At 56.5% G+C, this 22,940-nt stretch carries 24 protein-coding genes and 3 tRNA genes; 17 read left to right on the top strand and 10 right to left on the bottom strand.

Annotation, left to right across the window (positions count from 1 at the left end):
• Window positions 1-22: 22 nt before the first annotated feature.
• Window positions 23-934: a chemotaxis protein CheV gene (locus tag R0I78_RS00925; RefSeq protein ID WP_317073969.1), complete on the bottom strand. Its 912-nt coding sequence runs from the start codon at window positions 932-934 to the stop codon at window positions 23-25.
• Between the two features lie 169 nt (window positions 935-1,103).
• Here R0I78_RS00925 and flgA point away from each other — a divergent pair, with 169 nt between their 5' ends.
• The 3 genes from flgA (at window position 1,104) to R0I78_RS00910 (ending at window position 2,628) form a co-directional block, all read left to right on the top strand.
• Complete coding sequence (flgA, locus tag R0I78_RS00920; RefSeq protein WP_317073968.1) at window positions 1,104-1,826, top strand: flagellar basal body P-ring formation chaperone FlgA; 723 nt, start codon at window positions 1,104-1,106, stop codon at window positions 1,824-1,826.
• A gap of 68 nt (window positions 1,827-1,894) precedes the next feature.
• Window positions 1,895-2,215, top strand: coding sequence for a flagellar biosynthesis anti-sigma factor FlgM (gene flgM, locus R0I78_RS00915; protein ID WP_019933515.1), 321 nt, complete (start codon window positions 1,895-1,897; stop codon window positions 2,213-2,215).
• Entirely contained in the window at window positions 2,215-2,628 is a 414-nt protein-coding gene (locus tag R0I78_RS00910; RefSeq protein WP_019933514.1) for a flagella synthesis protein FlgN, read from the top strand. The genes flgM and R0I78_RS00910 overlap by 1 nt, the downstream gene beginning before the upstream one ends.
• Window positions 2,629-2,863: 235 nt before the next feature.
• Here R0I78_RS00910 and R0I78_RS00905 read toward each other — a convergent pair whose 3' ends face one another.
• Window positions 2,864-3,265 carry an LPP20 family lipoprotein gene (locus R0I78_RS00905; RefSeq protein ID WP_019933513.1) on the bottom strand — a complete coding sequence of 134 codons (402 nt, stop codon included), beginning with the start codon at window positions 3,263-3,265 and terminating at the stop codon, window positions 2,864-2,866.
• Complete coding sequence (locus R0I78_RS00900) at window positions 3,255-3,983, bottom strand: FlgO family outer membrane protein (protein ID WP_317073967.1); 729 nt, start codon at window positions 3,981-3,983, stop codon at window positions 3,255-3,257. Before R0I78_RS00900 ends, R0I78_RS00905 begins: the two co-directional genes overlap by 11 nt.
• Window positions 3,984-4,145: 162 nt before the next feature.
• Between R0I78_RS00900 and R0I78_RS00895 the strand changes: the two genes are divergently transcribed.
• From R0I78_RS00895 to R0I78_RS00855, 9 genes are all read left to right on the top strand, one after another.
• The gene (locus tag R0I78_RS00895) at window positions 4,146-5,282 is read left to right on the top strand and encodes a flagellar assembly protein T N-terminal domain-containing protein (RefSeq protein WP_317073966.1); all 1,137 of its coding nucleotides are present in this window, start codon (window positions 4,146-4,148) and stop codon (window positions 5,280-5,282) included.
• Between the two features lie 76 nt (window positions 5,283-5,358).
• A tRNA-Arg gene (locus R0I78_RS00890) sits at window positions 5,359-5,433 on the top strand.
• Between the two features lie 59 nt (window positions 5,434-5,492).
• Window positions 5,493-6,323 (top strand): SDR family oxidoreductase, encoded by an 831-nt coding sequence (locus R0I78_RS00885; RefSeq protein WP_317073965.1) that lies wholly within the window; start codon window positions 5,493-5,495, stop codon window positions 6,321-6,323.
• A gap of 9 nt (window positions 6,324-6,332) precedes the next feature.
• A complete protein-coding gene (locus R0I78_RS00880) occupies window positions 6,333-7,181 on the top strand; it encodes a TraB/GumN family protein (protein ID WP_317073964.1) in 849 nt (282 codons plus the stop codon).
• Window positions 7,182-7,251: 70 nt separating this feature from the next.
• The gene (locus R0I78_RS00875; RefSeq protein WP_019933508.1) at window positions 7,252-7,404 is read left to right on the top strand and encodes a DUF3149 domain-containing protein; all 153 of its coding nucleotides are present in this window, start codon (window positions 7,252-7,254) and stop codon (window positions 7,402-7,404) included.
• Window positions 7,405-7,516: 112 nt separating this feature from the next.
• The gene (gene smrA, locus R0I78_RS00870) at window positions 7,517-8,098 is read left to right on the top strand and encodes a DNA endonuclease SmrA (RefSeq protein ID WP_317073963.1); all 582 of its coding nucleotides are present in this window, start codon (window positions 7,517-7,519) and stop codon (window positions 8,096-8,098) included.
• 21 nt (window positions 8,099-8,119) lie between these two features.
• On the top strand, window positions 8,120-9,595 hold the full coding sequence (locus R0I78_RS00865; protein WP_317073962.1) for a carboxypeptidase M32: 1,476 nt from the start codon (window positions 8,120-8,122) through the stop codon (window positions 9,593-9,595).
• A 50-nt stretch (window positions 9,596-9,645) separates the two neighbouring features.
• On the top strand, window positions 9,646-10,023 hold the full coding sequence (locus R0I78_RS00860) for a DUF393 domain-containing protein (RefSeq protein ID WP_317073961.1): 378 nt from the start codon (window positions 9,646-9,648) through the stop codon (window positions 10,021-10,023).
• A gap of 66 nt (window positions 10,024-10,089) precedes the next feature.
• Window positions 10,090-11,175 carry a ketoacyl-ACP synthase III gene (locus R0I78_RS00855; protein WP_317073960.1) on the top strand — a complete coding sequence of 362 codons (1,086 nt, stop codon included), beginning with the start codon at window positions 10,090-10,092 and terminating at the stop codon, window positions 11,173-11,175.
• Here R0I78_RS00855 and R0I78_RS00850 read toward each other — a convergent pair whose 3' ends face one another.
• On the bottom strand, window positions 11,176-11,655 hold the full coding sequence (locus R0I78_RS00850; protein ID WP_317073959.1) for a VC2046/SO_2500 family protein: 480 nt from the start codon (window positions 11,653-11,655) through the stop codon (window positions 11,176-11,178). It lies immediately after the preceding gene.
• Window positions 11,656-11,786: 131 nt separating this feature from the next.
• Between R0I78_RS00850 and R0I78_RS00845 the strand changes: the two genes are divergently transcribed.
• Together R0I78_RS00845 and R0I78_RS00840 are read left to right on the top strand one after the other, a co-directional pair.
• Window positions 11,787-11,871, top strand: a tRNA-Tyr gene (locus R0I78_RS00845).
• 54 nt (window positions 11,872-11,925) lie between these two features.
• A tRNA-Tyr gene (locus R0I78_RS00840) sits at window positions 11,926-12,010 on the top strand.
• An 82-nt stretch (window positions 12,011-12,092) separates the two neighbouring features.
• Here R0I78_RS00840 and R0I78_RS00835 read toward each other — a convergent pair.
• The gene (locus R0I78_RS00835; RefSeq protein ID WP_317073958.1) at window positions 12,093-15,185 is read right to left on the bottom strand and encodes an efflux RND transporter permease subunit; all 3,093 of its coding nucleotides are present in this window, start codon (window positions 15,183-15,185) and stop codon (window positions 12,093-12,095) included.
• Window positions 15,172-16,194 carry an efflux RND transporter periplasmic adaptor subunit gene (locus R0I78_RS00830; RefSeq protein WP_317073957.1) on the bottom strand — a complete coding sequence of 341 codons (1,023 nt, stop codon included), beginning with the start codon at window positions 16,192-16,194 and terminating at the stop codon, window positions 15,172-15,174. The genes R0I78_RS00835 and R0I78_RS00830 overlap by 14 nt, the downstream gene beginning before the upstream one ends.
• Before the next feature lie 189 nt (window positions 16,195-16,383).
• On the opposite strand from R0I78_RS00830, the gene xthA reads away from it, so the two are divergent.
• Window positions 16,384-17,193, top strand: a complete 810-nt coding sequence (gene xthA, locus R0I78_RS00825; protein WP_317073956.1) for an exodeoxyribonuclease III — start codon at window positions 16,384-16,386, stop codon at window positions 17,191-17,193.
• A 30-nt stretch (window positions 17,194-17,223) separates the two neighbouring features.
• On the opposite strand, the gene R0I78_RS00820 is transcribed toward xthA, so the two are convergent.
• The 4 genes from R0I78_RS00820 to R0I78_RS00805 are packed head-to-tail and all read right to left on the bottom strand — an operon-like array spanning window position 17,224 to window position 20,281.
• Window positions 17,224-17,916, bottom strand: a complete 693-nt coding sequence (locus tag R0I78_RS00820) for an ABC transporter permease (protein WP_317073955.1) — start codon at window positions 17,914-17,916, stop codon at window positions 17,224-17,226.
• 3 nt (window positions 17,917-17,919) lie between these two features.
• Complete coding sequence (locus R0I78_RS00815; RefSeq protein ID WP_317073954.1) at window positions 17,920-18,660, bottom strand: ABC transporter permease; 741 nt, start codon at window positions 18,658-18,660, stop codon at window positions 17,920-17,922.
• A gap of 48 nt (window positions 18,661-18,708) precedes the next feature.
• Window positions 18,709-19,485, bottom strand: a complete 777-nt coding sequence (locus R0I78_RS00810; protein ID WP_317073953.1) for an ABC transporter substrate-binding protein — start codon at window positions 19,483-19,485, stop codon at window positions 18,709-18,711.
• A 28-nt stretch (window positions 19,486-19,513) separates the two neighbouring features.
• Window positions 19,514-20,281, bottom strand: a complete 768-nt coding sequence (locus tag R0I78_RS00805; RefSeq protein WP_317073952.1) for an ABC transporter ATP-binding protein — start codon at window positions 20,279-20,281, stop codon at window positions 19,514-19,516.
• Window positions 20,282-20,606: 325 nt separating this feature from the next.
• Here R0I78_RS00805 and R0I78_RS00800 point away from each other — a divergent pair, with 325 nt between their 5' ends.
• Together R0I78_RS00800 and asd are read left to right on the top strand one after the other, a co-directional pair.
• On the top strand, window positions 20,607-21,518 hold the full coding sequence (locus tag R0I78_RS00800; RefSeq protein WP_317073951.1) for a lysine exporter LysO family protein: 912 nt from the start codon (window positions 20,607-20,609) through the stop codon (window positions 21,516-21,518).
• 152 nt (window positions 21,519-21,670) lie between these two features.
• The gene (gene asd / locus R0I78_RS00795; RefSeq protein ID WP_317074047.1) at window positions 21,671-22,774 is read left to right on the top strand and encodes an aspartate-semialdehyde dehydrogenase; all 1,104 of its coding nucleotides are present in this window, start codon (window positions 21,671-21,673) and stop codon (window positions 22,772-22,774) included.
• Window positions 22,775-22,940: the final 166 nt, after the last annotated feature.

Below are 22,940 nucleotides of genomic sequence, written 5' to 3'. Positions count from 1 at the left end.
CGTGCTATTACACCTTCAAAAATTAGAGTGCATCATTGACTGCACTGGCCAGCTCATCAGGCTGAAACTTGGCGATAAAATTATCGGCTCCGACCTTTTCAACCAGCGCCTTGTTAAATACGCCACTGAGTGAAGTATGCAGAATCACATGCAAGCCCTTAAGCGCAGGATTGCTTCGAATCTCGGCGGTAAGCGTGTAGCCATCCATTTCTGGCATTTCCACATCGGAAATCACCAATGATAACTGCTCATGAATCGGACCGTTGGCAGCCAGTTCTTTGAGCTTGTTCAGCGCCTGCCGGCCATTTTCCGTCACAATACACTTAAGCCCCAGAGATTCAACCGCCTTTACTACCTGACGGCGGGCCACGGAAGAATCATCTGCAATAAGAACAGGCTTGTGCTCGGCAGCATTTTCTTTTGAGCGTTCAATAATCGCTGCGTCAACATCTGTGCTGGCAGGAGAAATTTCATCAAGAATTTTTTCCACATCGAGAATTTCCACCAGCTCACCGTCTATTTCGGTGACGGCCGTCATGTAGTTGAAGCGACCGGCCCCTTTGGGTGGTGGCAAGATCGACTCCCAGTTGACGTTGATGATGCGCTCTACCGAGCTGACAAGAAACCCCTGCACCGAACGGTTGTACTCGGAGATAATGACAAAGCTGTCTTCGGTTTGCTCTATCGGCCGCCCCCCCATGGCCTTGCTCAGGTCAATAATGGAAATGGTCTGGCCACGAACATTGGATACACCCCGAATAACCGGATGACGCTGAGGCAAGCCACTGAGCCGTGGGCATTGCAACACTTCCTTGACCTTAAATACGTTGATGCCAAATCGTTGGCGACCGTTAAGCCTGAACAATAATAGTTCCAGCCGGTTTTGCCCCACCAGTTGTGTTCTCTGGTTTACCGAGTCGAGTACACCCGCCATTATTCAGCCTCCGGAATGAGATTTAGCTGTCTGCCCGCCAGTTCAATGGCATGCTTTATGCAGCAAAATACGATGGTTCTAGCTTAACACCGGCCATGTGCCAGTGCCACTTCATAGCGGCAAAGATGGGACCAGTCATGATTTATGTACTATCGGCAACGGAGTAACGATGCTTAACGGTTTTTTGCCTAACTACCATAACAAGCCATGCATACCTGTTTTTTTAAGCCTTGTATTCACGTTATTACCGGCCCTGGTAACGGCTCAGACCAGCATACACGACAGTATCCGTCATTACGCAGAAAACTATGTGAGCGATTTTGTCCAGGCAGGCCCTGATGACAAGGTAATCATTGAGGCTTCAAGCATAGATACCCGGCTGCAGCTGAGTGAATGCCCCGGCATGCTTACCGCAGAGATCCGCGGCAGTGGTGAAGTGCGGCGTAATACTCATGTGTTTGTACAGTGCCATGAGCAACCCGGCTGGCAACTGTTTGTGCCGGTGCGGGTAAAAGTACTTAAACCCGTGGTGACGGCTGCTGATCCTATCTCTCGTAATACTCTGCTGCAGCCGGCTCAGCTGCAGATAAGCTACCAGGATGAAGTGCTGGTAAGAGGGGACGTATTTGATAATATTCAGGCTCTGGTGGGCACCCGCAGCAAGCGGGATCTGCGCCCGGGCAGGCCGATTCTGGCCAGCCAGCTGTGTGTGGTATGCAAAGGAGACAAAGTTACCATAGTGGCAGAAAACGGCGGCCTGTCTATCCGGACTCAGGGCGTGGCCGATGAAGACGGCACCTTTAATGAGACCATTCGCGTACGCAACAGCCGTTCGGGCCGCCAGATACAAGGGCGCATCAGCGAGGCCGGAGTAGTAAAGGTGGGTCTGTAAATTCTGCTAAAGTTGCACAAGGGCCAGCCGATAACCGGTGTGACAGCAGCAAATCAGGACACAAGACCATGGCCATAGACAAGCTTCCTCCCGGATTTCATAACGGTCCGGTCAGCGGAAACAAATATCCGCAGAAAAGTGCATCCGCTACTACCGGCAACAGTGGCGAACCCAAAGCCGTTGCCGGGCGAGATGAAGTCACGCTCACGGCAGAGGCCAGACAACTTAACCGCATGCAGCAAAGTCTGTCTGCCGGGGACGGCACCGATAACAGCGCCCGCCTTGACGCCATTAAAAAAGCAGTCAATGAAGGCAGCTATCAGGTGAATGCCGAGCGTCTTGCCGGTAATATTATCAGCCTTGAAAACGACATAGAGTCTCTGTATTAATGAGCCTTGATACGCTGCTGACCCAACAACATTCTCAACTTGAGCGCCTGCTGGCGATCACTGAGCAGGAGCTTGAGCTGATCGTTCAGCGCAAGGCGCTGGAACTCCCTCCTCTTACCGAGCAGAAACAGCAACTGCTGGCCGATATTCAGGCCACCGATGCCAGCCTGTGCAACCACCCCGATGTAGCTCTGCTGGGCACTGAGTTTAAACCCAGGGTTGATGCATTGCGTGCATTAATGACCACTTGTCAGGAGCGCAACGACGTTGCCGGACAGGTGCTGGAGCAGTCCCTTGCCGGCACTCGCCAGCTGGCCAATATTCTCAGCCGGCTGCACGAGCGCCAGAGCATGACCTATGATCAAAAAGGTCACACCAAGGGCATTAATAAAGGCTCCGGCTTCAAAGTTTAAACTGCAGAGCGAAGCATCAGTGCGGTTGCACTCCACCGACACGCTTCGGTGAAGGCCACTCACTAAAAATACCTGCTGCGAACATACTAAATGTTCGGTCAGGCTTTTTACTTCGTCACGGCGAGCAAGCTCGCCCCATGTACGCTCGAAAATGCCATCCATGGCATTTTATGGTCGGCTACGGCAATCCCCACTGCTGCTTTGGGCTTGGGCAGAGTTGTCTGTTTACTGTCTGTCAGCGCCCGCCCCGGCGCAGTTTTTCATACAACGCCAGATCCAGCTCCAGCTCGGTCACATACATGTCGCCGTCCGGGTAGCTGTTTACCACTCTGGCACCGCGCACCACGCCCCGGCTGGCACTGTTTACCGGTCCGTCCTGTAATACGTTACTGTTCATTTCACTGGAGCTGGAGATCATCACACCGCTCAGCTGCTCACTCAGTTCACGATAGGCATCCAGCCGCGACGCCCGCATGGCATGCAGCAGTTTCTGCTGATAATCCGCCGGCCGCTGTAAACTGATAGGGGCATAACCCACGGCATAAATATGGTTTCTGGCCGGTGTGGCACCACTGCCCTGCCCCACACAACCGCCAAGAAACACCAGGGTCAACAGGGTTATCAGCTTATTTCGCATAACGTCTCCGTATATGGTCAGGCACCTGCGGGCCGCGGGTGTCGAGCATGGCGGCCACCAGATAGCTCGGAATAAACTGCTGTGCACTGGCTACCACAGCATGATCCGCCATGGTGATCAGCCGAGCATTCACTAGCCTGCCTCCCTGCGTCTCGCTGATGGTGCCATGCAGAAGATACTGGGCACCAATTTTACCACTGAGCTGCCGATAATCCCGGCTGGTGCTGATATCACCTTCAGGAGTAATGCGAATAAACGGCAGAGCCTTAAAATCGACAACCTTAAGGCCGTACTGATTAAGCTGAAACATCATGGTTTCTGACAGCAGACGACCAAACTCGTCCTGAGTAGTGTAATCCTCCTGACTGACAAAACCGCTCACTGCAATGCCTGCCTGCCGGTTCATCTGGTGAGCCGATGATACCAGCCGGTAGGCCAGTGCTGACATATGCTGCTGCAGCTGAGTTTGCCCGCCCACCAGTGAAGGACCGGCTTCCGGCAAATATACACTGCGGGCACCGGCGCTCATGCGCATGGGAATACCGTCCTGGGTATGCCGCGGAGCGCGGGCCGGTGCCGGCGTGGAGCCCAGGGGTTGATGGCTGACATAATGGGCCGCATGATCATGAGGCAGGTAATGATGCCGGCTGTCAAACCTGGGCTCACCGCTACAGGCCGATAACCCCAGCACAGTGACCAGAATAAGGGCTCTTGTCATTAACAGGCTCCGTGGTTTAAAAACTGAGTTCAGGAAACTAATCGAGTATCGGCCAAAAACAGCATAACTTTACCCGGCAAGAATATTGCATAAACCTTGCCATCTTCTTGCTGAGTGTTCGATGTTTAATTGACGCTCTTTACTTTTACACAGGATACCGCCGTGCTCAAAAATGTCTTTGCCTCATTGTTGCTGCTGTCTCCCTTTTTTACTCATGCCGACTGGTATCAGGCCGAGGGCTCAGCACCGCTCAGTCTGGGCACAGAGACAGCGCGTCAGCAGGCACTGGAACAGGCCCTGAGCGATGCCCTGCTACAGTCCGGCGCTTCCCTGAATACCATGCAGTCTGCCACCAATGGTACCTACGGCGGTCAGCAGCTGGATATTTCTGCTCAGGGCGAACTGATGGATTACCTGATTATTGACGAGCGCAAAAAACAGGGCCGGCTGTGGCTGACAGTACGGGCCGATATCTGGCCCGGTGAACGCCGGCAGGAACAATGCGCCGGCCGCTATCGTCCCGGCCTGGCACTGACCGCCATTACCCTGCGTCATCCCGAGCAGGGCAGCACGGGTCAAATTTATGAACTGGGTGCGGCCATCAGCAGCCGGTTATCGTCGATGCTGACACCCGCCGTCAATATTACGTCATCTACCGGTCAGCCACTGGACACGGACACCGCCCTGCCCAGAGACGCCGGGCTGCGTAAAGGCAGTGATATGCTAACATCACGCCGGCAAGCCAGACTGCTGCTGAGCGGCAGCATTGAGGACATCAGTATTGAAGACGGCCACTGGACCAAGTGGACCTTTTCCGACATTCCCCGGGAGTTTCGCATGCGCATTGTGCTGGAAGACAGCCTCACTGGTGATGTGCTGCTGCAACGAGATTATCAGACCCGCTCCAGCTGGGATTATAAAAAGCACGACAAGGTAAATGTGCACCAGCAAAGCTTCTGGCACTCTGCTTATGGTCAGGCGGTTAATCAGCTTTTGCAAAATGTCAGCCGGGATCTGGTCAAGGCTCAGGCCTGTATCAAGGCGGTGGGTAATATTATGCAGCAGTCAGGCGACGGCATTTTAATGGATTTGGGCCGGCGCGAAGGCATTCAGACCGGAGATAAGTTTACTCTGATGCACAGACGGCAACTCACACCGGGCTATTACAGCGAAAGCACCTCCGGAGCCACCTTTGTGGTGCAGCAAAGCCATGCAGGCTACAGCATTCTGGTGCCCGCCGGCCAGGAAGCCAAAATAACACCAGTCACTCCCGGAGACCGACTGGTGCAGCTATGGTAAGCCTGCTTATATAACCGGCAAACGGGCGGCAATATATTGCGCCGCAAAGGGAAATTTGCAATATTGTGCCCGCTTCGTCCCCGTAGTTTAATGGATAAAACAAGCCCCTCCTAAGGGTTAGATGCAGGTTCGATTCCTGCCGGGGACGCCATTCAGTGACGCTTTCCTTTTTGCTACATTGACGACTTCGGTTCAAACTGGGAGTCATTAATGTCTAAATCCGTGCTGATTACCGGCTGCTCTTCCGGCATTGGCCATGCCGCCGCTCACTATCTTAAGCAACAAGGCTTTAATGTGGTGGCTTCCGCCCGCCGGCCGCAGGATGTATTGCAGCTGGAGCAGGAAGGGCTACAGGCGGTATTGCTGGACCTGGCAGACGATTCCAGCATAGAGCAGGGCCTGGAGCAGGCTCTGGCTTACACCAATGGCACCCTTTATGGCCTGTTTAATAACGGTGCCTACGGCCAGCCCGGTTCCCTTGAAGATCTGCCCACCGAGGCACTGCGGGAGCAGTTCAATACCAATTTGTTTGGCACCCATCACCTCACTCGGCTAGTGTTGCCCCTGATGCTGCAGGCTGGTGAAGGCCGCATCATTCAGAACAGCTCGGTACTGGGGCTGGTAGCCATGAAGTATCGCGGTGCCTATAACGCCTCCAAGTTTGCCCTGGAAGGCTACACAGACACACTGCGGCTGGAGCTTGCCGGCACTTCTGTGCATGTGAGTCTGCTGGAGCCAGGCCCCATTGAAACTCAGTTCAGGGCCAATGCCCGCGCCGCTTTTCTCCGTCACATCAATATGAAGGACAGCCGTCACCGGGCCGACTATGAACAAACGCTGGCCCGGCTGGAGAAGCCCGGCCCCAGCTCTCGCTACAGCCTGCCGGCACAAGCCTGCCTGCCCCCTGTGCTGCACGCCCTGACCAGCGCCAGCCCCAAAGCCCGTTATCCGGTGACCCGGCCCACCAAAATGCTGGGCTGGCTGCGCCGGTTTATGAGCACAGCCGCCCTCGACCGGCTAATGTTAAAAGCCGGCGGCTGAGGAGAAAATATGAAAACCGGATTATGGCTATTGTGGCTGTGGTGTGGCTCTGTGCTGGCGGCTCCGGCGCTGTGGCAGGCACAAAAAGGCGAGCAGCAGTTGTGGCTGTTCGGCTCTGTGCATATTGCCGATGAGCGGTTAAGCCAGTTGCCTGCACCTGTGTTGAAGGCACTGGATAACAGCGAATTGCTGTTGCTGGAAATTGATCCGCTCACCCTTAAAAGCAGCGATTTCTCCCATGTAATCACCCCGAATACACACTGGCCCGAGCGTCTGGGACCTGAGCTTACCGCAAAGCTTGAACAGGCAGTGAATGCCAGCGGCCAGCCCATGCTGCGTCAGCTGCCGCCCTGGTTTGCCGCACTGCAGCTGACACAGTTAAAAGCCCGGGAGCTCGGCTTTCACACTCGGCAAGGAGTCGACATGCAATTGCGGCTGCGGGCCCGGCAGCAAAATCTGCCCGTGGCCGGGTTGGAATCACCGGCGCTGGTGATGGAATTGCTGGCCTCGCTGCATGAGCGCGGACTGGAGCGCGACTTTATCACTCACAGCCTGGACGAGCTGGAGCAAATGCAGCCGCATCTTGAACATCTGCTCAACACCTGGCTGAAAGGTGATGAACAAGCACTGCTGGCCCTGTTGCAGGAAGAGCAAAGCCCGGCATTAACCGGCTTTATAGAGCAAGAGCTGCTGGCCCGGCGCAATCACCTCTGGCTGGAACGCCTGAAGCAGCTGGCCCCCGCCAGGGCCTTGATGGTAGTAGGTGCACTGCACCTTTACGGCGAGCAGGGACTGATACAACTACTGGAAAATAATGGCTATACCCTTAATAAAGTTGAGGATACACCGCTTTATTGATCAGGATCAGAATCCGTCGCAACGGTCTCGTTAATATGCCTTTAACGGAGCGCAAGAAAGGAGACAAGCGATGGCATTCTGGCTCGATTTAATGTTTGGTAGTGATGTGGGTTTTATGTCGATGATGGTAATTATTGCCACCGCCCTGCTGATCAGTTTCTATGCGGGTTACTTCATCTACAAGGTAATGAAGGCAGATCCCAATGGTGAAGCCAGCAAATAACCACGTTAAAAAACGGCGGGCTTCACTCTCCTCCTCCCCTGAGGCCCGTCGTTCCCCCTTTCAATCCAATTGCTTATACTGCGGCTAATTCCGAACACCAAGGAGCCGTGTTATGAGCCATAACGACTGGTCCTCTTTTCTTGATGAAATGGACGGACTGACGCCCCTGAAGCAGGACACCCTGCCCGCCAGCCACGCCAGCAAACGCGACGCAGCCACCATTGCCACGCGCCGCAAGGCGGCAGAAACCAGCGCCGAAGCTGCCCTGCCGCTGTTGTCGCTGGATCATGTAGCGCTGCTGCGCCCTCACGATATGGTGAGCTACAAAAAGCCCGGCGTGCAGGAAGGCGTGTTCAAAAAGCTGCGCCTTGGCAAATACCCCTGCGAAGCCCGTCTCGATTTGCATCATCACAGCGTGGAAAAGGCCCGGGACGCCTTGCTGGCCTTTTTGCAGGGCTGTCTGCGCCGCAACCTGCGGGCAGTGATGATAGTGCATGGCAAGGGCGAGCGCAGTCAGCCGCCTGCCCTACTCAAAAGCTATGTTTCCGGCTGGCTGCCCCAGTTGCCGGAAGTGCTGGCCTGCCACAGCGCCCTGCACCAGCATGGCGGCAGCGGCTGTCTTTATGTATTGTTGCGCAAAAGCGAACAGGCCAAACAGGATACTCGGGAACGGCTGCAAAGCCGGCAGGGGTAACCGCTTATCAAAGGAAGCATCATGTCTTATTCCGCACTGGAACAGCATTTTGAACAACTGCATCACCTGCAGCACCTGGGTGCCATCTGTGGCTGGGATCAGGCCACCATGATGCCCGCCGGCGGTAACGAAGCCAGAGCCGAGGCTCTGGGTACCCTGGCAGTGTTGTGCCACCAGCAATTGCAGGATGAGCGCCTCGGCGACTGGTTTGCCGAAGCAAAAAGTGAAGCGCTGCCTGCTGAACAGCAGCAAAGCCTGACAGAAATGCAGCGCAGCTGGCGTGATGCCACCCTGCTGCCGCAAGATCTGGTGCGCGCCCGCTCGCTGGCCGGCTCTCGCTGCGAGCATGCCTGGCGCAGCCTGCGTCCGGCCAATGACTGGGCCGGCTTTTTGCCCTTGTTTGAAGAAGTGGTGGCGCTCTCCCGCGAGGCTGCCGCCGCCCGGGCCGATGCGCTGGGGCTGTCCCGTTACGACAGCCTGCTGGAGCTGTATGAGCCGGGCATGCGCAGCCAGACCCTGGACGCCTTGTTTGACGATCTGAATCAGTGGCTGCCCAACCTGATTACGCAAGTGCAGGAAAAACAGCGCAGCGAGTCGGTGCTGCAGCCGGCAGGCCCCTTTGCCACCGAGCGGCAAAAAGCCCTGGGGCTGGACGTGATGACCAGGCTCGGGTTTGACTTTAACCGGGGCCGGCTGGATGTCAGCGTTCATCCTTTTTGTGGCGGCGTCAGTGAGGATGTACGTCTGACCACCCGCTATGACGAAAACGACGCCGCTCAGGCGCTGATGGGCATTATTCATGAAACCGGTCATGCCCGCTATGAGCAGGGCCTGCCGGCACAATGGCGCAAGTTGCCTGTGGGTCAGGCCAGATCCATGGGAGTGCATGAGTCCCAGAGCCTGTTTTTTGAAATGCAGCTGGGCCGCCACCCGGCCTTTCTGAGCCAGCTGTCTCCGCTGCTGAACCAGCACCTGGGCGAACAGGCCGCTTTTGCCCCCGACAATCTGGCCAGGCTTTATACCCGGGTGCAGCCCGGCTTTATTCGAGTGGATGCCGATGAAGTCACCTACCCGGCTCATGTGATGCTGCGTTACCAGATTGAACGGGATCTGATTGAAGGCAACCTTGAGCCTCGCCATGTGCCCGAGCGCTGGGATCAGTTAATGCAGCAGTATCTGGGGCTCAGCACCAAGGGGAATGATACAAACGGCTGTATGCAGGATATTCACTGGACCGACGGCAGCTTTGGCTATTTTCCCAGCTATACCCTGGGTGCCATTTATGCCGCTCAGCTGGCCGAGGCCATGCAGCAGCAACTGGGCCGCTTTGAGCAGTTGCTGAGCGGGGATCTTGCCCCTGTGTTTAACTGGCTGCAGCAACATATCTGGCAGCATGCCAGCCTGCTGTCTACCGAAGAGTTATTGCAGCAGGCCAGCGGACAAAGCCTGTCGTCTGCCCCCTTTCGTCGCCATCTGGAGCAGCGCTATCTGGGCTGAACCGTCTATGCTGAATACAGGTTTCACGGATGAAGCCATGGAGGACTGCTTTGGATGATAAAAAACCACGCCACCAGCTGGTGGTGTTTTACGATGGCTCCTGCGAAGGCTGCATCAAGGACAGAGCCCGCTACGAGCGCTGGGCCGGCGACAGGGGTCGGGATATTTACTGGTTTGATATTACCGACAAGGAAGAGGTGCTGCTGGGCATGGGTATCAGCCCGCAGCAGGCCTTGCAGGAGCTGCATGTGCAGACTGCCGAAGGGGATATCCATTCCGAGCTGGATGCCTATATTCTGCTGATGAAACGGGTGCCACGGTTAATGCCACTGGCCTGGTTTATCGGCCTTCCGGTGGTGCGGCCGGTTCTTTCCTGGCTATATCGCACCTGGGTGCGCCGGCGGCTGGAGCGGGACGGCCGCCTGTAAGCGCTAGAGTTATGCCCGGGCCTTGGGCATAATCGATGAATCTTTCACCTGAACAGCGGGAATCTCATGCGTTATGCCAATATCACCGGCTGGGGCAAGTGTCTGCCGCCGGCCGTGCTGAGTAATGATGACCTCAGCACCTTTCTGGATACCTCAGACGACTGGATTCAAAGCCGCACCGGCATTCGCGCCCGGCGCATTGCTCATGTAAACACCTCCGACATGGCCACGGTGGCAGCCCAGCAGGCGCTGGCCGCCGCCGGCCTTGAACCAACTCAGATTGACGGCATTATTCTGGCCACCGCCAGCCCCGACACTCTGGTGCCCAGTGCCGCTTCGGCGGTGCAGCGCAATCTGGGCATTCCCGCCGCGGCGGTATTTGATCTTAATGCTGCCTGCACCGGTTTTATTTATGGCCTGAGTGTGGGCTCGGCCATGATCCGCGCCGGCAGCATGAACCGGTTGCTGGTGATTGGTGCCGAGCGCCTGACCCACTATCTTGACTGGACCCGCCGGGATACTGCCGTGCTGTTTGGTGACGGTGCCGGCGCGGTTGTGCTGGAAGCCAGCGACACTCCCTGTGGCCTGATTGCCGATAAGCTGGGTTGTGATGCCGAAGCCAGAGATATTCTGGCAGTACCCGACTCAGGCACGGGCCGCGCCCGCTTTGCCCATGTGGACGGTCTGTTTGATGTGAACTTTGAAGGTCAGGAGATTTTCAAGCGCGCGGTGCGGGGCATGGGTGAGGCCGCCGCTTTTGTGCTGGATGAGGCCGGGGTCAGCCCGGAGCATATTGATCTTATGCTGCCTCATCAGGCCAATATACGCATTATTGAGACTCTGGCCAAAAAAATGGCGGTGCCTGCCGATAAAGTCATGGTCAATATTGCCGACTATGGTAATACCTCGGCGGCCACTGTGCCCATTGCCATGTGCGAAGCACTGGAGCAGGGCCGCATACGCCCGGGCGCGCTGCTGCTGACTGCCGCCTTTGGTGCCGGTCTGACCTGGGGTGCGGGGGTGATCCGCTGGGGCGAGCGGGTTACGCCAATGCGGCAAAGCGATGCCGCTCTGCCCCCCTGCGAGCACAGTGCGCTGACATTGCTGGCTTCTGCCATTGAAGGCTGCCAACAGGCAAATAAACAGCGCTGATCAGGCGGTGGCGTGCACCGCTTCCAATACCTCCAGCATACGCTCGGGCTGCTGGGGCAGATAGGCATTCAGCTTGCCCTGCATACGCGCCAGTGCTCTGGGGTCCAGGTTGGAAGTGACTTCAGCGGGCAGCTCATCGCGAGAAGGTTTAAGGGGCTCACCGCGCATGGCCAGCAGCAGCCGCAGGCTGTCTTGCTGCAGTGAGCCGGCAAGCGTACTCAGGGTATTGGCGCGGGCCTGATCCCGTTGCTCGGCAAACATGGGCGGTGTGGGCTCGGGCAATGCAAAATACTGCCGCCAGTCGGGCTCACCGGCCGGCGTAACCGGCTCATCAATGCGGGGCAGATCCCGGGCATCTTCCGACAGCATGGCCAGCAGCAAGCCAAAATCACGACGCCGCCCCTGGTGAACCGCCTGATTAAGGCTGTCTCCCAGCTGGCTGTCGTTGATCAACAAATTGGCCTGCACCTGTGTGGTCATGAAAACCCGAAAAGTTTAAAAGTTGAGCGTTTAAACCTTTATCGGCCGGAAACCTCCGATATTTAGCAAATTAATTGCCCTTCAGGGGTTCACAATGCCGTTTGTTTTGGTAGTATGCGCCCCACTGATGTGGAGGGGTTCCCGAGTGGCCAAAGGGATCAGACTGTAAATCTGACGGCTCAGCCTTCGCTGGTTCGAATCCAGCTCCCTCCACCACCTATTCAGTTCAGCGCGCAAGCGATGAGCAACACAATGTGCAAGTTTACTCGTGGAGGGGTTCCCGAGTGGCCAAAGGGATCAGACTGTAAATCTGACGGCTCAGCCTTCGCTGGTTCGAATCCAGCTCCCTCCACCATTACTTTAAAAGCCGGTGCACTGCACCGGCTTTTTTTATGCCTGAATACAGGTTGCCGCACTGATGTGCGGCATTCCTTTATTTACTCCCCGCTCTCTTTCAGCTCGGCGTTCAGCCGGCGCTGCTGATGCTCCGGCGATTGGGTATGCCGCGCCAGCATTCGATACATGGCCGGCACAATAAACAGCGTCAGCAGGGTGGCCAGGGCCACGCCGCCAAACACCACCATGCCCACCGCCTGCCGGCTTTCTGCGCCGGCCCCGCTGGCCAGGATCAGCGGCACGGCCCCGGCCACCGTGGTAAAGGCGGTCATCAGAATGGGACGCAGGCGGCGTACCGCCGCTTCAGTCAGGGCATCGTCAAACTCCAGCCCCTTGTCCCGTAACTGGTTGGCAAACTCCACGATAAGAATACCGTTTTTGGTCACCAGGCCAATCAGCATCACCATGGCAATCTGGCTGTAGGCGTTAAGGGTAATGCCGGTTAAATACAGCCCCAGCAAGCCCCCTACCAGCCCCAGCGGCACCGTCAGCAGCACAATAAAGGGATGCACAAAGCTCTCGAACTGGGCTGCCAGTATTAAAAACACCACCAACAGCGCCAGCCCGAATACAAAGGCAATATCACTTTGATTGGAGCGGTATTCCAGTGACTCGCCCTTATAATCCACGGTGGCAGCATCGGGCAGGTTATCCCGCACCAGGCCGTCCAGATAGTCCAGCGCTTCACCCAGGCTGTAGCTGCCTTCCAGGTTGGCACTCAGGGTAATGGCTTTTTTACGGTTGTAATGATTAAGCGAGCCCGGCGCCCCCTGCTCCTGCAGGCTGACCAGGTTATTCAAAGACACCAGCTGGCCGCTATCGGTGCGTAAATATAGCGATGCCAGATCGTCCATGCGACTGAAGTCGTCTTCGTTACCCTTGAGGAATACATCGTATTCCTCTCCTTCACGGGCATAGGTGGTGACCGCCTGGCCACCCAGCATCACGTTCAGGCTGTTGGCCACCTCGGTTACAGATATACCCAGACTCGCTGCACGCTGCTGGTCTACCTGTACCAGCAGCTCTGGTTTGGTGCGATCAAAGTCGAGTTCAAGATCGCCCAGGCCGGGATTATCCCGGGCCAGAGTACGCAGCTGCTCGGCCCACTCCAGCAGCTGATCATAATCGGCCCCGCCCAGTACAAACTCCACCGGTGTACTGGAGCCGCTGCGAATGGATGACGGCAAGATGGGGATCACCAAAACATCGGTCACATTACGGGTAAGCGCGCGAATGCGCCCGGCCACCTCTGCCGACGACACGCTGCGCTCATTCCAGTTACTGAGGCTGGCAAACATGATGCCGCTGTTCACACCGCCGCCAAAGCCGGGAGTGCGCACCGTCAGGCTGCTGATAATGCCTTCTTCCCGCAGTGGCATCAGGCTGCTTTCCACCTCGCCCATGGCCTTGCTCATGCGTTCAAAGCTGGCCCCTTCTGCCCCTTTAACCATGACGAACACCACGCCTCTGTCCTCTTGTGGTGTCAGACTCTGAGGAATTTCCCGAAACAACAGGGCAATAACACCCAATGCTGCCACCATGACCACAGGGGCCCACCAGCCATGGCGCAGCTCCCGCACCAGCAGCCGGCGATAGCCTTTTTCAAGGCGGGCAAAGGCACGGTCAAAATATTGCGTCAGCCGGCCGGGCGCTTGCTCCCGTTTCAGCAGCTTACCTGCCATCACCGGACTCAGGGTTAACGCCACCAGCGAAGAAAAGCCCACGGCAGCCGCCAGCAGCACCGCAAACTCGGTAAAGATACGACCGATAATGCCGCCCATAAACACAATGGGTAAAAACACCGAAATCAGCGTGAGTGTGGTGGCAATTACCGCAAAGCCCACTTCTCGGGTGCCGTGCCAGGCTGCTGCCAGCGGTGAGCGCCCCCGCTCCAGATGGTGATAAATATTTTCCAGCACCACAATGGCATCATCCACCACCAGACCAATGGCCATGATCAACGCCATCAGGGTAATCAGATTGACCGAAAAGCCCATCACCATGGCCACAATAAAGGCACTGATCAAGGATACCGGCACCGTCACCGCCGGAATCAGCGTCGCCCGCATCTGCCCCAAAAAGATATAAATCACCAGCACTACCAGCGCCATGGTAATGAACAGGGTCTGATACACTTCGTCGATGGCGCTTTCAATAAACACCGAGCTGTCATAAGTCCAGGTCAGCTCGGTGTTATCAGGCAAAAAAGGCTGCTGTGCCAGCACTGCCCGCTTGACTTCATCAATCACTTCCAGAGTATTGGCCTGGGTTTGTTTGACGATACCAAGTCCTACCACACTCTGACCATTGGAGCGGAACAGGGTATCTTCGGGCTTTTCTCCTTCCCATATTTCCGCCACATCACGCAGATAAATCCGCTCGCCCCCGGCCAGATTACGAATGGCCAGGTTATTAAAGTCGGCTGCCAGGTTATAACCCCGCTCAATACGGGCGGCAAAGTTTTGCTGATCGTTTTCCAGGGTGCCGGCGGGAAGCTCAACGTTCTGGCTGCGCAGAGCGGCGGCAATATCGGCCACTGTCACGCCCCGCACCGCCATGGCGGCGGTGTTAAGACGCACATTCATTACCCGCTCCTTGCGTCCGCCCACCCACACGGAGCTGACGCCATCGAGCAGGCTGAATCTGTCTGCCAGCACATTTTCGGCATAATCCCCCAGCGCCAGTGCCGACATACCGGTGGATCTGAGGGTAACCCATAGGATCACGTCGTTACGCCCGGTGTCTTTGGTGACCACAGGGGCATCGGCATCATCAGGCAGCTGCCGGGATGCCCGGGAAACGGCTTCGCGTACATCACTGGCGGCATTATCAAGATCCCGCTCCGGATTAAACTCCACCGTAATGCGCGAGCTGCCGTCACTGGTGGATGAGCTGATAAACTTGACGCCGCTGATGCCCGACAACTCGTCTTCCAGCCGCTTGGTCACCTGGCTTTCCATCACGCTGGCGCTGGCACCGGTATAATCAGTGCGCACCGTAACAATGGGCGAAGTGGTGTCGGGCATTTCCCGCAGGGGCAGTTCAAAAAAGGCGATCAGACCAAACACGCACAGCATCAAGCTGAGCACGGTAGCCAGCACCGGCCGGGCAATGGCGATATCAGAGAGCCGCATCGGCCACCTCCACCTGAGCGCCGTCTCTGAGCTTGACAATGCCTTCACTGACCACCCGTTCGCCGGCGGCCAGGCCGTCGCTTATCTGCACCCACTCTCCCAGATTGCGACCTGTGATGACACTGCGCCGATCCACCTTGCCGGCCTCATCAATCACATAAACGAAACGCTGATTACCCGCATAGAGCAGGCTGCTGGCCGGTACTGCCAGGGTAGTGCCATTATCCAGTTCCAGCTGCACTTGCATCAGCATGCCCGGCACCAGGGCACCATCGCTGTTATCAAACTCCAGCCGTACCTGGGCATTCAGAGTATTGGCGTCCACCGCCGGTGCCACTACCTTGATGGTGCCGCTGAAACTGCGCTCTCCATAGGCCGCGGTAGTGCCCTGCAGCTGGTCTCCTGTTGTTAGACGGGAAAAATATTTTTCCGGCACCGCTAGGTCGAGCTTGAGCTGCTCAAGCTGATACAGCTCAGCCACGGGTTCATTGGCGCTGAGCAGACTGCCCGGAGCCACATCACTGAGCCCCATTACACCGGCAAAGGGTGCGGTCAGACTGAGATAGTCGAGCTCTACCCGGGCTGCCTGCAGCCGGGCTTCGGCCATGGCGACGGCGGCCTGTTGCCCTTCCAGCTCGGTTTGAGTCACCGCCTTGCGTTTGAACAGGGTCTGAAAGTTGGTCAGAATGCGTCTGGCATCGCGCAGCTCAGCCACCGCTTCACTGACCGCCGCTTTGGCGGCTCTGTTGTCCAGACTAAGCAGCAGATCACCTTTTTCTACTGCCTGCCCGGGCACAAAGTGTACCTCCGTTACCCGGGCGCTCACCTGGGGCGCTATGGCCACCTGCCGGTTGGCCTTAAGGGTGCCCACCAGCTGCAGCCGGGACGGCAATCGCTGCTCGGTCACGGTAATGGCACTGACTACGGCTCCCTGCTGAGCCGGCACAGTGGCAGAAAACAATACCAGGCAGCAGACTGCCGCCAGAGTTTTATATTTTTTTTGCATCATTTTTTCCAAACACCAGTTACCGTCAGTGTACCTGTTTGGCACAGCCAGACTATGTCAATGTTCCGTAAAGTTGTTACAAAATGTGGCAACGTCAGCAGACCGGTGCTTTACGGCAAAAAGCACGCCCCCGGCTGCCCGGCTTGCCGCTTTCTGTTAGCATGTGGCCAAATTTTTTAATCTCGGCATTCTATGAAAGTTATCTCTTTTAATATCAATGGCCTTCGCGCCCGTTTGCATCAGTTACAGGCGCTTGTCGACAAACACAATCCGGATATTATCGGCCTGCAGGAAACCAAGGTACACGATGAAGCCTTTCCGCTGGAGGCGGTGCAGGCCATGGGTTATCACGTTTATTTTCATGGTCAGAAGGCCCATTATGGAGTGGCCTTGCTGAGCAAACAGCCGGCGGTAAGCATACAGAAAGGCTTTCCTACTGATGCGGAAGATGCCCAGCGGCGCATGATTATCGGCCGTTTTGAACGCCCCGATGGCAGCCAGTTTACCGTGCTGAATGGCTATTTTCCGCAAGGTGAGAACCGCAAGCATGAAACCAAGTTTCCGGCCAAGGAGCGGTTTTATCAGGATCTGCAGCATTATCTGAATGAGTATCACCGGCCCGATGAAGATCTGGTGGTAATGGGGGATGTGAATATTTCCCATACCGATCTGGATATCGGCATTGGCGAGCCCAACCGCAAACGCTGGCTGAGGGAAGGCAAGTGTTCCTTTTTGCCGGAAGAGCGGGAGTGGATGGAGCGGCTGCTGAGCTGGGGCCTGACCGACACCTGGCGGCTGCAGAACCCGACCAATGCCGAGACCTATTCCTGGTTTGATTATCGCAGCAAGGGTTTTAATGATAACCGCGGCCTGCGCATTGATCTGGTGCTGGCCACGCAGCCGCTGCTGGCAAGGCTTGAAGACACCGGCGTTGATTATGAGCTGCGCGGCATTGAAAAGCCCTCGGATCACGCTCCCATCTGGGCCAGCTTCAGGGATTAAATGCTGCTCCCCAGTCCCTGTTCCCCGCATTTACCCCTTACGCGGGCGCAGGTGTCTGAACCAGCGCTGTTCCAGCCGGCGAAAGCCCCACACCAGCAGAAAGGTCAGGCACATATAGAGCAGCCCCGCCGCCAGAAAGGCCTCAAAGGGTGAGTAGTAGCGGGAGTTGACAATGCGCGCCGCACCAGTGAGATCCACTATGGTGATCACTCCCGCCACTGCCGAGCCGTGCAGCATAAAGATCACTTCATTGCTGTAGGCCGGCAGCGCCCGGCGAAAGGAGTTGGGCAGAATAATCCGCCGCAGTGTGGCCAGGCGGCTCATGCCAAAGGCATAGGCCGCTTCTATTTCCCCTTTGGGCATGGCATTGATGCTGCCGCGAATGATCTCGGCGGTGTAGGCACCGGTATTGAGGGTAAAGGCCAGCACGGCGCAGAACCAGGCCTGACTGAACCATTCCCAGGCGGCGGAGTCTTTCAGCCACTGCCACTGGCCGGCACCGTAATAAATCAGAAACAGCTGCACCAGCAGCGGCGTGCCGCGAAAGAAATAGATATACGCCCAGGCCGGCCCTTTCAGCAGCCAGTTGTTACTGTTGCGCAGTATGCCCATGGGCACGGCAAGCAAGAGCCCCAGCACCAGTGCCAGCGCCACCAGCCAGACGGTGGTATAAAATCCCTGCCAGTACACCGGCCACTCGTTAAGAATGATTGAAAAGTCCATGGCTTACCTTCCCGGAATGGCGTAATGGCGCTCGGCCCAGCGCAGCAGAGAGGTAGACAGGGTAGTAAACAGCAAAAAGATTAATGCCACCGCCATATAAAAGGTAAAGGGCAGCTGAGTGGCCCCTGCCGCCAGCGAGGCACTGCGCACCATGTCATCGAGGCCGATGATGGACACCAGCGCCGTGGTCTTGAGCAGCACCAGCCAGTTATTGCCCAGCCCCGGCAGGGCATGGCGCATCATTTGCGGAAACAGCACCCGGCGAAACACCAGCAAGGGCCCCATGCCATAGGCGCTGGCGGCCTCCAGCTCGCCCTTGTCTACGGATAAAATGGCCCCACGAAAGGTTTCCGCCATATAGGCACCAAAGATAAAGCCGATGGTAATAATGCCGGCAATAAAAGGGCTGATTTCAATATAGTCGGGCACATAGCTGGTCCATTCATGGTTGGGATCGCCCCCGCCCAGCCAGTTATTCAGCGACTCATTAAGGGAATATAAAGAATTATTAAGTAATACCTGGCCGCCAAAGAAGATCAGCATCATCAGCACCAGATCGGGAATGCCCCGTATGACCGTGGTGTAAAGGGTGGCCAGCCAGCGCAGCGGACGCACCGCAGACAGCTTGGCCAGCGCCCCCAGCAGCCCGAGTGTGACCGCCAGCAGCAATGACAGCAAGGCCACCTGCAGGGTAATCCAGGCCCCGTCCAGCAAGGCACTTTCATAGCCTTTTAAATCGAACATCACCACTTCCTGTTAAGCCGGCCCCGGCCAGAGCCGGCTACCACTAAGTTACTCGCCGTAGACGTCGTAATCGAAGTATTTGTTGTTCACTTCCTGATATTTGCCGTTTTCACGCAGCTCGAGAATGGCCTTGTTGAGCATCTCTTTCAGATCTTTATCCTGCTTGCGCACGGCAATACCAAAGCCTTCACCAAACCATTGTTCATCGGTGACCGAGGGGCCAACAAATTCAAAGGCATCACCGCCTTCCTTGTTGAGCAGGCCTTCTTCAATGGCGGTGGCATCCAGGAACACATAGTTCACCCGGCCGGCCTTGAGATCCAGATAGGCATCGTCGGCGTTGCCGTAACGTACCAGCTCCACATCCTTGCCAAAGTTGTCGGTCAGATACTTGTCGTGGGTGGTGGCAATCTGTACGCCCACTTTCTTGCCCGCCAGGCCTTCCTTGCTCAGCTCAAAATCACTGCCCTTGGGGGCCACAAACTTGTTGGGCACCAGCGCATATTTGCCGGTAAAGTCCACGGTGCGCTTGCGCTCTTCGGTAATGGACATGGCGGCGATAATGGCATCATATTTACGCGCCAGCAGCGCCGGAATAATGCCGTCCCAGTCCTGGGCCACCAGCTTGCACTGCACCTGCATCTGCTCACACAGGGCATTGGCCATGTCTACGTCAAAGCCCTGCAGCTCGCCATTTTCATCGGTCCAGGAAAAGGGCGGATAAGCCCCTTCAATGCCAAAACGCACGGTTTTCCATTCCTTTGCCTGCACCGCACCGGTGGCAAGGGCAGCCATGACGGCACCAGCAATCCACAGTTTTTTCATGACATTCTCCTTATGTACATTCACTTGTTTAATAAACCGAAGAGATAAATTGCCGGAATCGTTCCGACGACGGATTGGCAAACACTTCTTTGGGATTGCCCTGCTCTTCCACCACGCCCTGATGCAAAAACATCAGCTTGTTGGAGACATCACGGGCAAAGCTCATTTCATGGGTGACCACCAGCATGGTGCGGCCTTCTTCCGCCAGCGCCCGCATCACGCCCAGCACCTCGCCCACCAATTCAGGATCCAGCGCCGAGGTGGGTTCATCAAACAGCATGACTTCCGGCTCTACCGCCAGCGCCCGGGCAATGGCAGCACGCTGCTGCTGGCCGCCGGACAAATGCCCGGGGTAATAGTCGCGTCGCTCATACAGGCCCACCCGCTGCAGCAGCGCCTCGCCCCTGGCAATGGCGTCTTTTTTGGGCACCCCCAGCACCTGCACCGGCACTTCAATAATATTCTGTAAAATGGTCATGTGAGACCAGAGGTTAAAGCTCTGAAACACCATGGCCAGACGGGAACGAATACGCTCTACCTGGCGCATGCTGACCGGCTCACGCTCGCCGGCCCGGTTGGTGCGCATTTCGATCAGTTCACCATGCAGGCGAACCTCACCGACAGAAGGCGTTTCCAGCAGGTTGATACAACGCAAAAAAGTAGATTTACCGGAGCCGGAAGAGCCGATAATGGAGATCACATCTCCCTTGTTGGCAGTGAGATCAATGCCTTTGAGTACTTCCAGCGAGCCATAGTGCTTGTGCAGGCCCGAGACTTCGAGGGCGGGTTTGCTCATCCGTTAGACCTTTCTGTTGCTTTCCTTGTTAGTTAACAGCTTGTTAACCTGTGCGGCAAAACTTATCACCGGACTGACGCAATAACAACATAATCCGCCGGCAAGAGCCAGTAATGTCGGTTTTTTATACCAATAGTTCACATCTGGCCACATAAAATTATGCATAAAACCGGAATAAAATCTCAACAAAGGCTTGGTTTTCGCGTTTTAAATTCATAAAGCGTAAGACAGCCGCTTTTTTTTAACGAATTGCTCACGTATGCTGTCGCAACACAGTTTAATGGTCAAAAATTGTGCCTGACCACCCAACGGGAAGATAATTACCATGTACTCCGGCATGCTTATCGTATTACTGCCCCTGGCGCTGGGCTATTGCATTCCCTGCCGCTCTCAATCCTTGCTGCACTTTATTAATGTATCTGTAGAACGCATGGTATATCTGATCCTGTTTCTGATGGGGATCAGCCTAGCCTTTGTGGATAATCTTAGTACTCACCTGGGCACAATCTTTATTCTTTGTGGCGTTTTTCTGGCCTGTGTCACGCTCTGTAACCTGGCCGGGCTCTGGCTGCTGGACCTGCGCCGGGGCCGGCTCAGTGGCGAGCGCGGCGCACCGGTTATCAGTAAATGGGCGCTGCTGCTCGACTCGGCCAAGCTGTGTCTGGTGATCCTGACCGGTGTGGGCCTTGGCCAGTTTCTTGACCCGGGCTGGTTTCAGGTAGATACCCTGAGCGAATGGGCCTTGATGCTGCTGCTGTTACTCATTGGCATTCAGCTGCGCAACTCGGGCATGAGACTGCGCCAGATTTTGCTGAACCGCTGGGGCCTGGCCATAGCCTTGACGGTGATGGTCACTTCCTGGATTGGCGGCCTGATGGGGGCCTGGCTGATGAATATGCCCCTGAGCCAGGGGCTGGCCTTTGCCTCAGGCAACGGCTGGTACTCACTGTCGGGCATCTTAATCGGCGACAAGCTGGGCCCGATCATGGGCAGCGCCGCCTTTCTTAACGATCTGGCCCGGGAGCTGATTGCCATCATGATCATTCCGGCACTGATGCGCCGCCACCCCAGCTGTGCCATCGGTTATGGCGGTGCCACTTCCATGGACTTTACCCTGCCGGTGCTGCAGCGATCCGGCGGCGTGACCATAGTGCCGGTGGCTATTGTGTCGGGGTTTGTGCTGAGTTTGGCGGGGCCTGTACTGATACTGAGCTTTCTGTCTTTTACCAGCGGCTGACCCCCGTCGGCACGGTGTTTAGGCGGAATATGCAGCAGCCTTAACTGTACAAAAAACAGTCGATTTTTTCGGTTTTTCCTTGCACCTTTGGCTGCAATCAGTATTGTGTGGGGCAGGTTTTTTTATTCTCTTTCAAAGAAAGGACACGAATGATGAAGAAAGTAGGTCTGGTCGGCTGGCGCGGTATGGTTGGCTCTGTTCTGATGAGCCGCATGGTGGAAGAAGGTGATTTTTCCCGTATTGATCCCGTCTTTTTCACTACCTCCCAGGCCGGGCAGCCTGCCCCGGACTTTGGCAAAGACGCCGGTACTCTGCAGGATGCCTACGACATCGATGCCCTCAAAGCGCTGGATGTGGTGCTCACCTGCCAGGGTGGCGACTATACCAAAGACGTTTACCCCCGCTTGCGTGCCGCCGGCTGGAATGGCTACTGGATTGATGCCGCTTCTGCCCTGCGCATGGACGACGACGCTCTGATTGTGCTGGATCCGGTAAACGGCAAGCAAATTCAGGATGCGCTGGCCAAGGGCACCAAAACCTTTGTAGGCGGTAACTGCACAGTGAGCCTGATGCTGATGGCGCTGGGCGGTCTGTTTGAACAGGATCTGGTGGAGTGGGTGTCTGTTTCCACCTATCAGGCGGCCTCCGGTGGCGGTGCCCGTCATATGCGTGAGTTGGTTACCCAGATGGGCATGCTGCGTGACGAAGTGGCCGGTGAGCTGGCCGATCCGTCCTCCGCCATTCTGGAGCTGGAGCGCAAGGTGACCGAAAAAACCCGCAGTGGCGACCTTCCTGTCGATAACTTCGGTGTGCCTCTGGCCGGCAGTCTGATCCCCTGGATCGACTCCCAGCTGGAAAACGGCCAGAGCCGCGAAGAGTGGAAAGGCCAGGCCGAGACCAACAAAATTCTGCAGACCGGTGCTGCCATTCCGGTAGACGGCCTCTGTGTGCGTGTGGGTGCCCTGCGCTGCCACAGCCAGTCTTTCACCATCAAGCTGAAGAAAGACATTTCGATCCCGGAAGTGGAAAAGCTGCTGGCCAGCCACAACGACTGGGTAAAAGTGATCCCCAACGATCGCCAGCAGTCCATGGACGAGCTGACGCCGGCCGCCGTGACCGGCACCCTGAGCGTACCCGTAGGCCGTCTGCGCAAACTGAACATGGGTCCGGAATATCTGGCCGCCTTTACCGTGGGCGACCAGCTGCTGTGGGGTGCCGCCGAGCCCCTGCGCCGCATGCTGCACCTGCTGCCCTAAGCAGCCACCACTGTTGCTGAAAACGCCCGCCTCGCGCGGGCGTTTTTGTTGGTGCCAATTCACCCCAGTGCGAAGCAGCAGCGCGGTTGCGCTTCGCCGACCCGCTTCAAGCACCTCCCTGTGTCGCTCGTCAAATGCCATCCTTGGCATTTGACGGTCGGCTACG

The organism is Oceanimonas sp. CAM02 (genome assembly GCF_032842915.1).
Classification (GTDB): domain Bacteria; phylum Pseudomonadota; class Gammaproteobacteria; order Enterobacterales; family Aeromonadaceae; genus Oceanimonas; species Oceanimonas smirnovii.
The sequence above is the reverse complement of the archived record's forward strand: the minus strand, read 5'-3'. Positions and strand labels throughout refer to the sequence as shown.

Excerpts from the sequence above, each read along its gene's own strand:
- smrA (WP_317073963.1), top strand. The coding sequence starts at position 7,517 with ATGAGCCATAACGACTGGTCCTCTTTTCTTGATGAAATGGACGGACTG.
- R0I78_RS00900 (WP_317073967.1), bottom strand. The coding sequence starts at position 3,983 with ATGACAAGAGCCCTTATTCTGGTCACTGTGCTGGGGTTATCGGCCTGT.
- R0I78_RS00805 (WP_317073952.1), bottom strand. The coding sequence starts at position 20,281 with ATGAGCAAACCCGCCCTCGAAGTCTCGGGCCTGCACAAGCACTATGGC.
- flgA (WP_317073968.1), top strand. The coding sequence starts at position 1,104 with ATGCTTAACGGTTTTTTGCCTAACTACCATAACAAGCCATGCATACCT.
- R0I78_RS00885 (WP_317073965.1), top strand. The coding sequence starts at position 5,493 with ATGTCTAAATCCGTGCTGATTACCGGCTGCTCTTCCGGCATTGGCCAT.
- R0I78_RS00910 (WP_019933514.1), top strand. The coding sequence starts at position 2,215 with ATGAGCCTTGATACGCTGCTGACCCAACAACATTCTCAACTTGAGCGC.
- asd (WP_317074047.1), top strand. The coding sequence starts at position 21,671 with ATGAAGAAAGTAGGTCTGGTCGGCTGGCGCGGTATGGTTGGCTCTGTT.
- R0I78_RS00865 (WP_317073962.1), top strand. The coding sequence starts at position 8,120 with ATGTCTTATTCCGCACTGGAACAGCATTTTGAACAACTGCATCACCTG.
- xthA (WP_317073956.1), top strand. The coding sequence starts at position 16,384 with ATGAAAGTTATCTCTTTTAATATCAATGGCCTTCGCGCCCGTTTGCAT.
- flgM (WP_019933515.1), top strand. The coding sequence starts at position 1,895 with ATGGCCATAGACAAGCTTCCTCCCGGATTTCATAACGGTCCGGTCAGC.
- R0I78_RS00810 (WP_317073953.1), bottom strand. The coding sequence starts at position 19,485 with ATGAAAAAACTGTGGATTGCTGGTGCCGTCATGGCTGCCCTTGCCACC.
- R0I78_RS00820 (WP_317073955.1), bottom strand. The coding sequence starts at position 17,916 with ATGGACTTTTCAATCATTCTTAACGAGTGGCCGGTGTACTGGCAGGGA.
- R0I78_RS00830 (WP_317073957.1), bottom strand. The coding sequence starts at position 16,194 with ATGATGCAAAAAAAATATAAAACTCTGGCGGCAGTCTGCTGCCTGGTA.
- R0I78_RS00855 (WP_317073960.1), top strand. The coding sequence starts at position 10,090 with ATGCGTTATGCCAATATCACCGGCTGGGGCAAGTGTCTGCCGCCGGCC.
- R0I78_RS00800 (WP_317073951.1), top strand. The coding sequence starts at position 20,607 with ATGTACTCCGGCATGCTTATCGTATTACTGCCCCTGGCGCTGGGCTAT.
- R0I78_RS00925 (WP_317073969.1), bottom strand. The coding sequence starts at position 934 with ATGGCGGGTGTACTCGACTCGGTAAACCAGAGAACACAACTGGTGGGG.
- R0I78_RS00835 (WP_317073958.1), bottom strand. The coding sequence starts at position 15,185 with ATGCGGCTCTCTGATATCGCCATTGCCCGGCCGGTGCTGGCTACCGTG.
- R0I78_RS00905 (WP_019933513.1), bottom strand. The coding sequence starts at position 3,265 with ATGCGAAATAAGCTGATAACCCTGTTGACCCTGGTGTTTCTTGGCGGT.
- R0I78_RS00875 (WP_019933508.1), top strand. The coding sequence starts at position 7,252 with ATGGCATTCTGGCTCGATTTAATGTTTGGTAGTGATGTGGGTTTTATG.
- R0I78_RS00815 (WP_317073954.1), bottom strand. The coding sequence starts at position 18,660 with ATGTTCGATTTAAAAGGCTATGAAAGTGCCTTGCTGGACGGGGCCTGG.
- R0I78_RS00880 (WP_317073964.1), top strand. The coding sequence starts at position 6,333 with ATGAAAACCGGATTATGGCTATTGTGGCTGTGGTGTGGCTCTGTGCTG.
- R0I78_RS00850 (WP_317073959.1), bottom strand. The coding sequence starts at position 11,655 with ATGACCACACAGGTGCAGGCCAATTTGTTGATCAACGACAGCCAGCTG.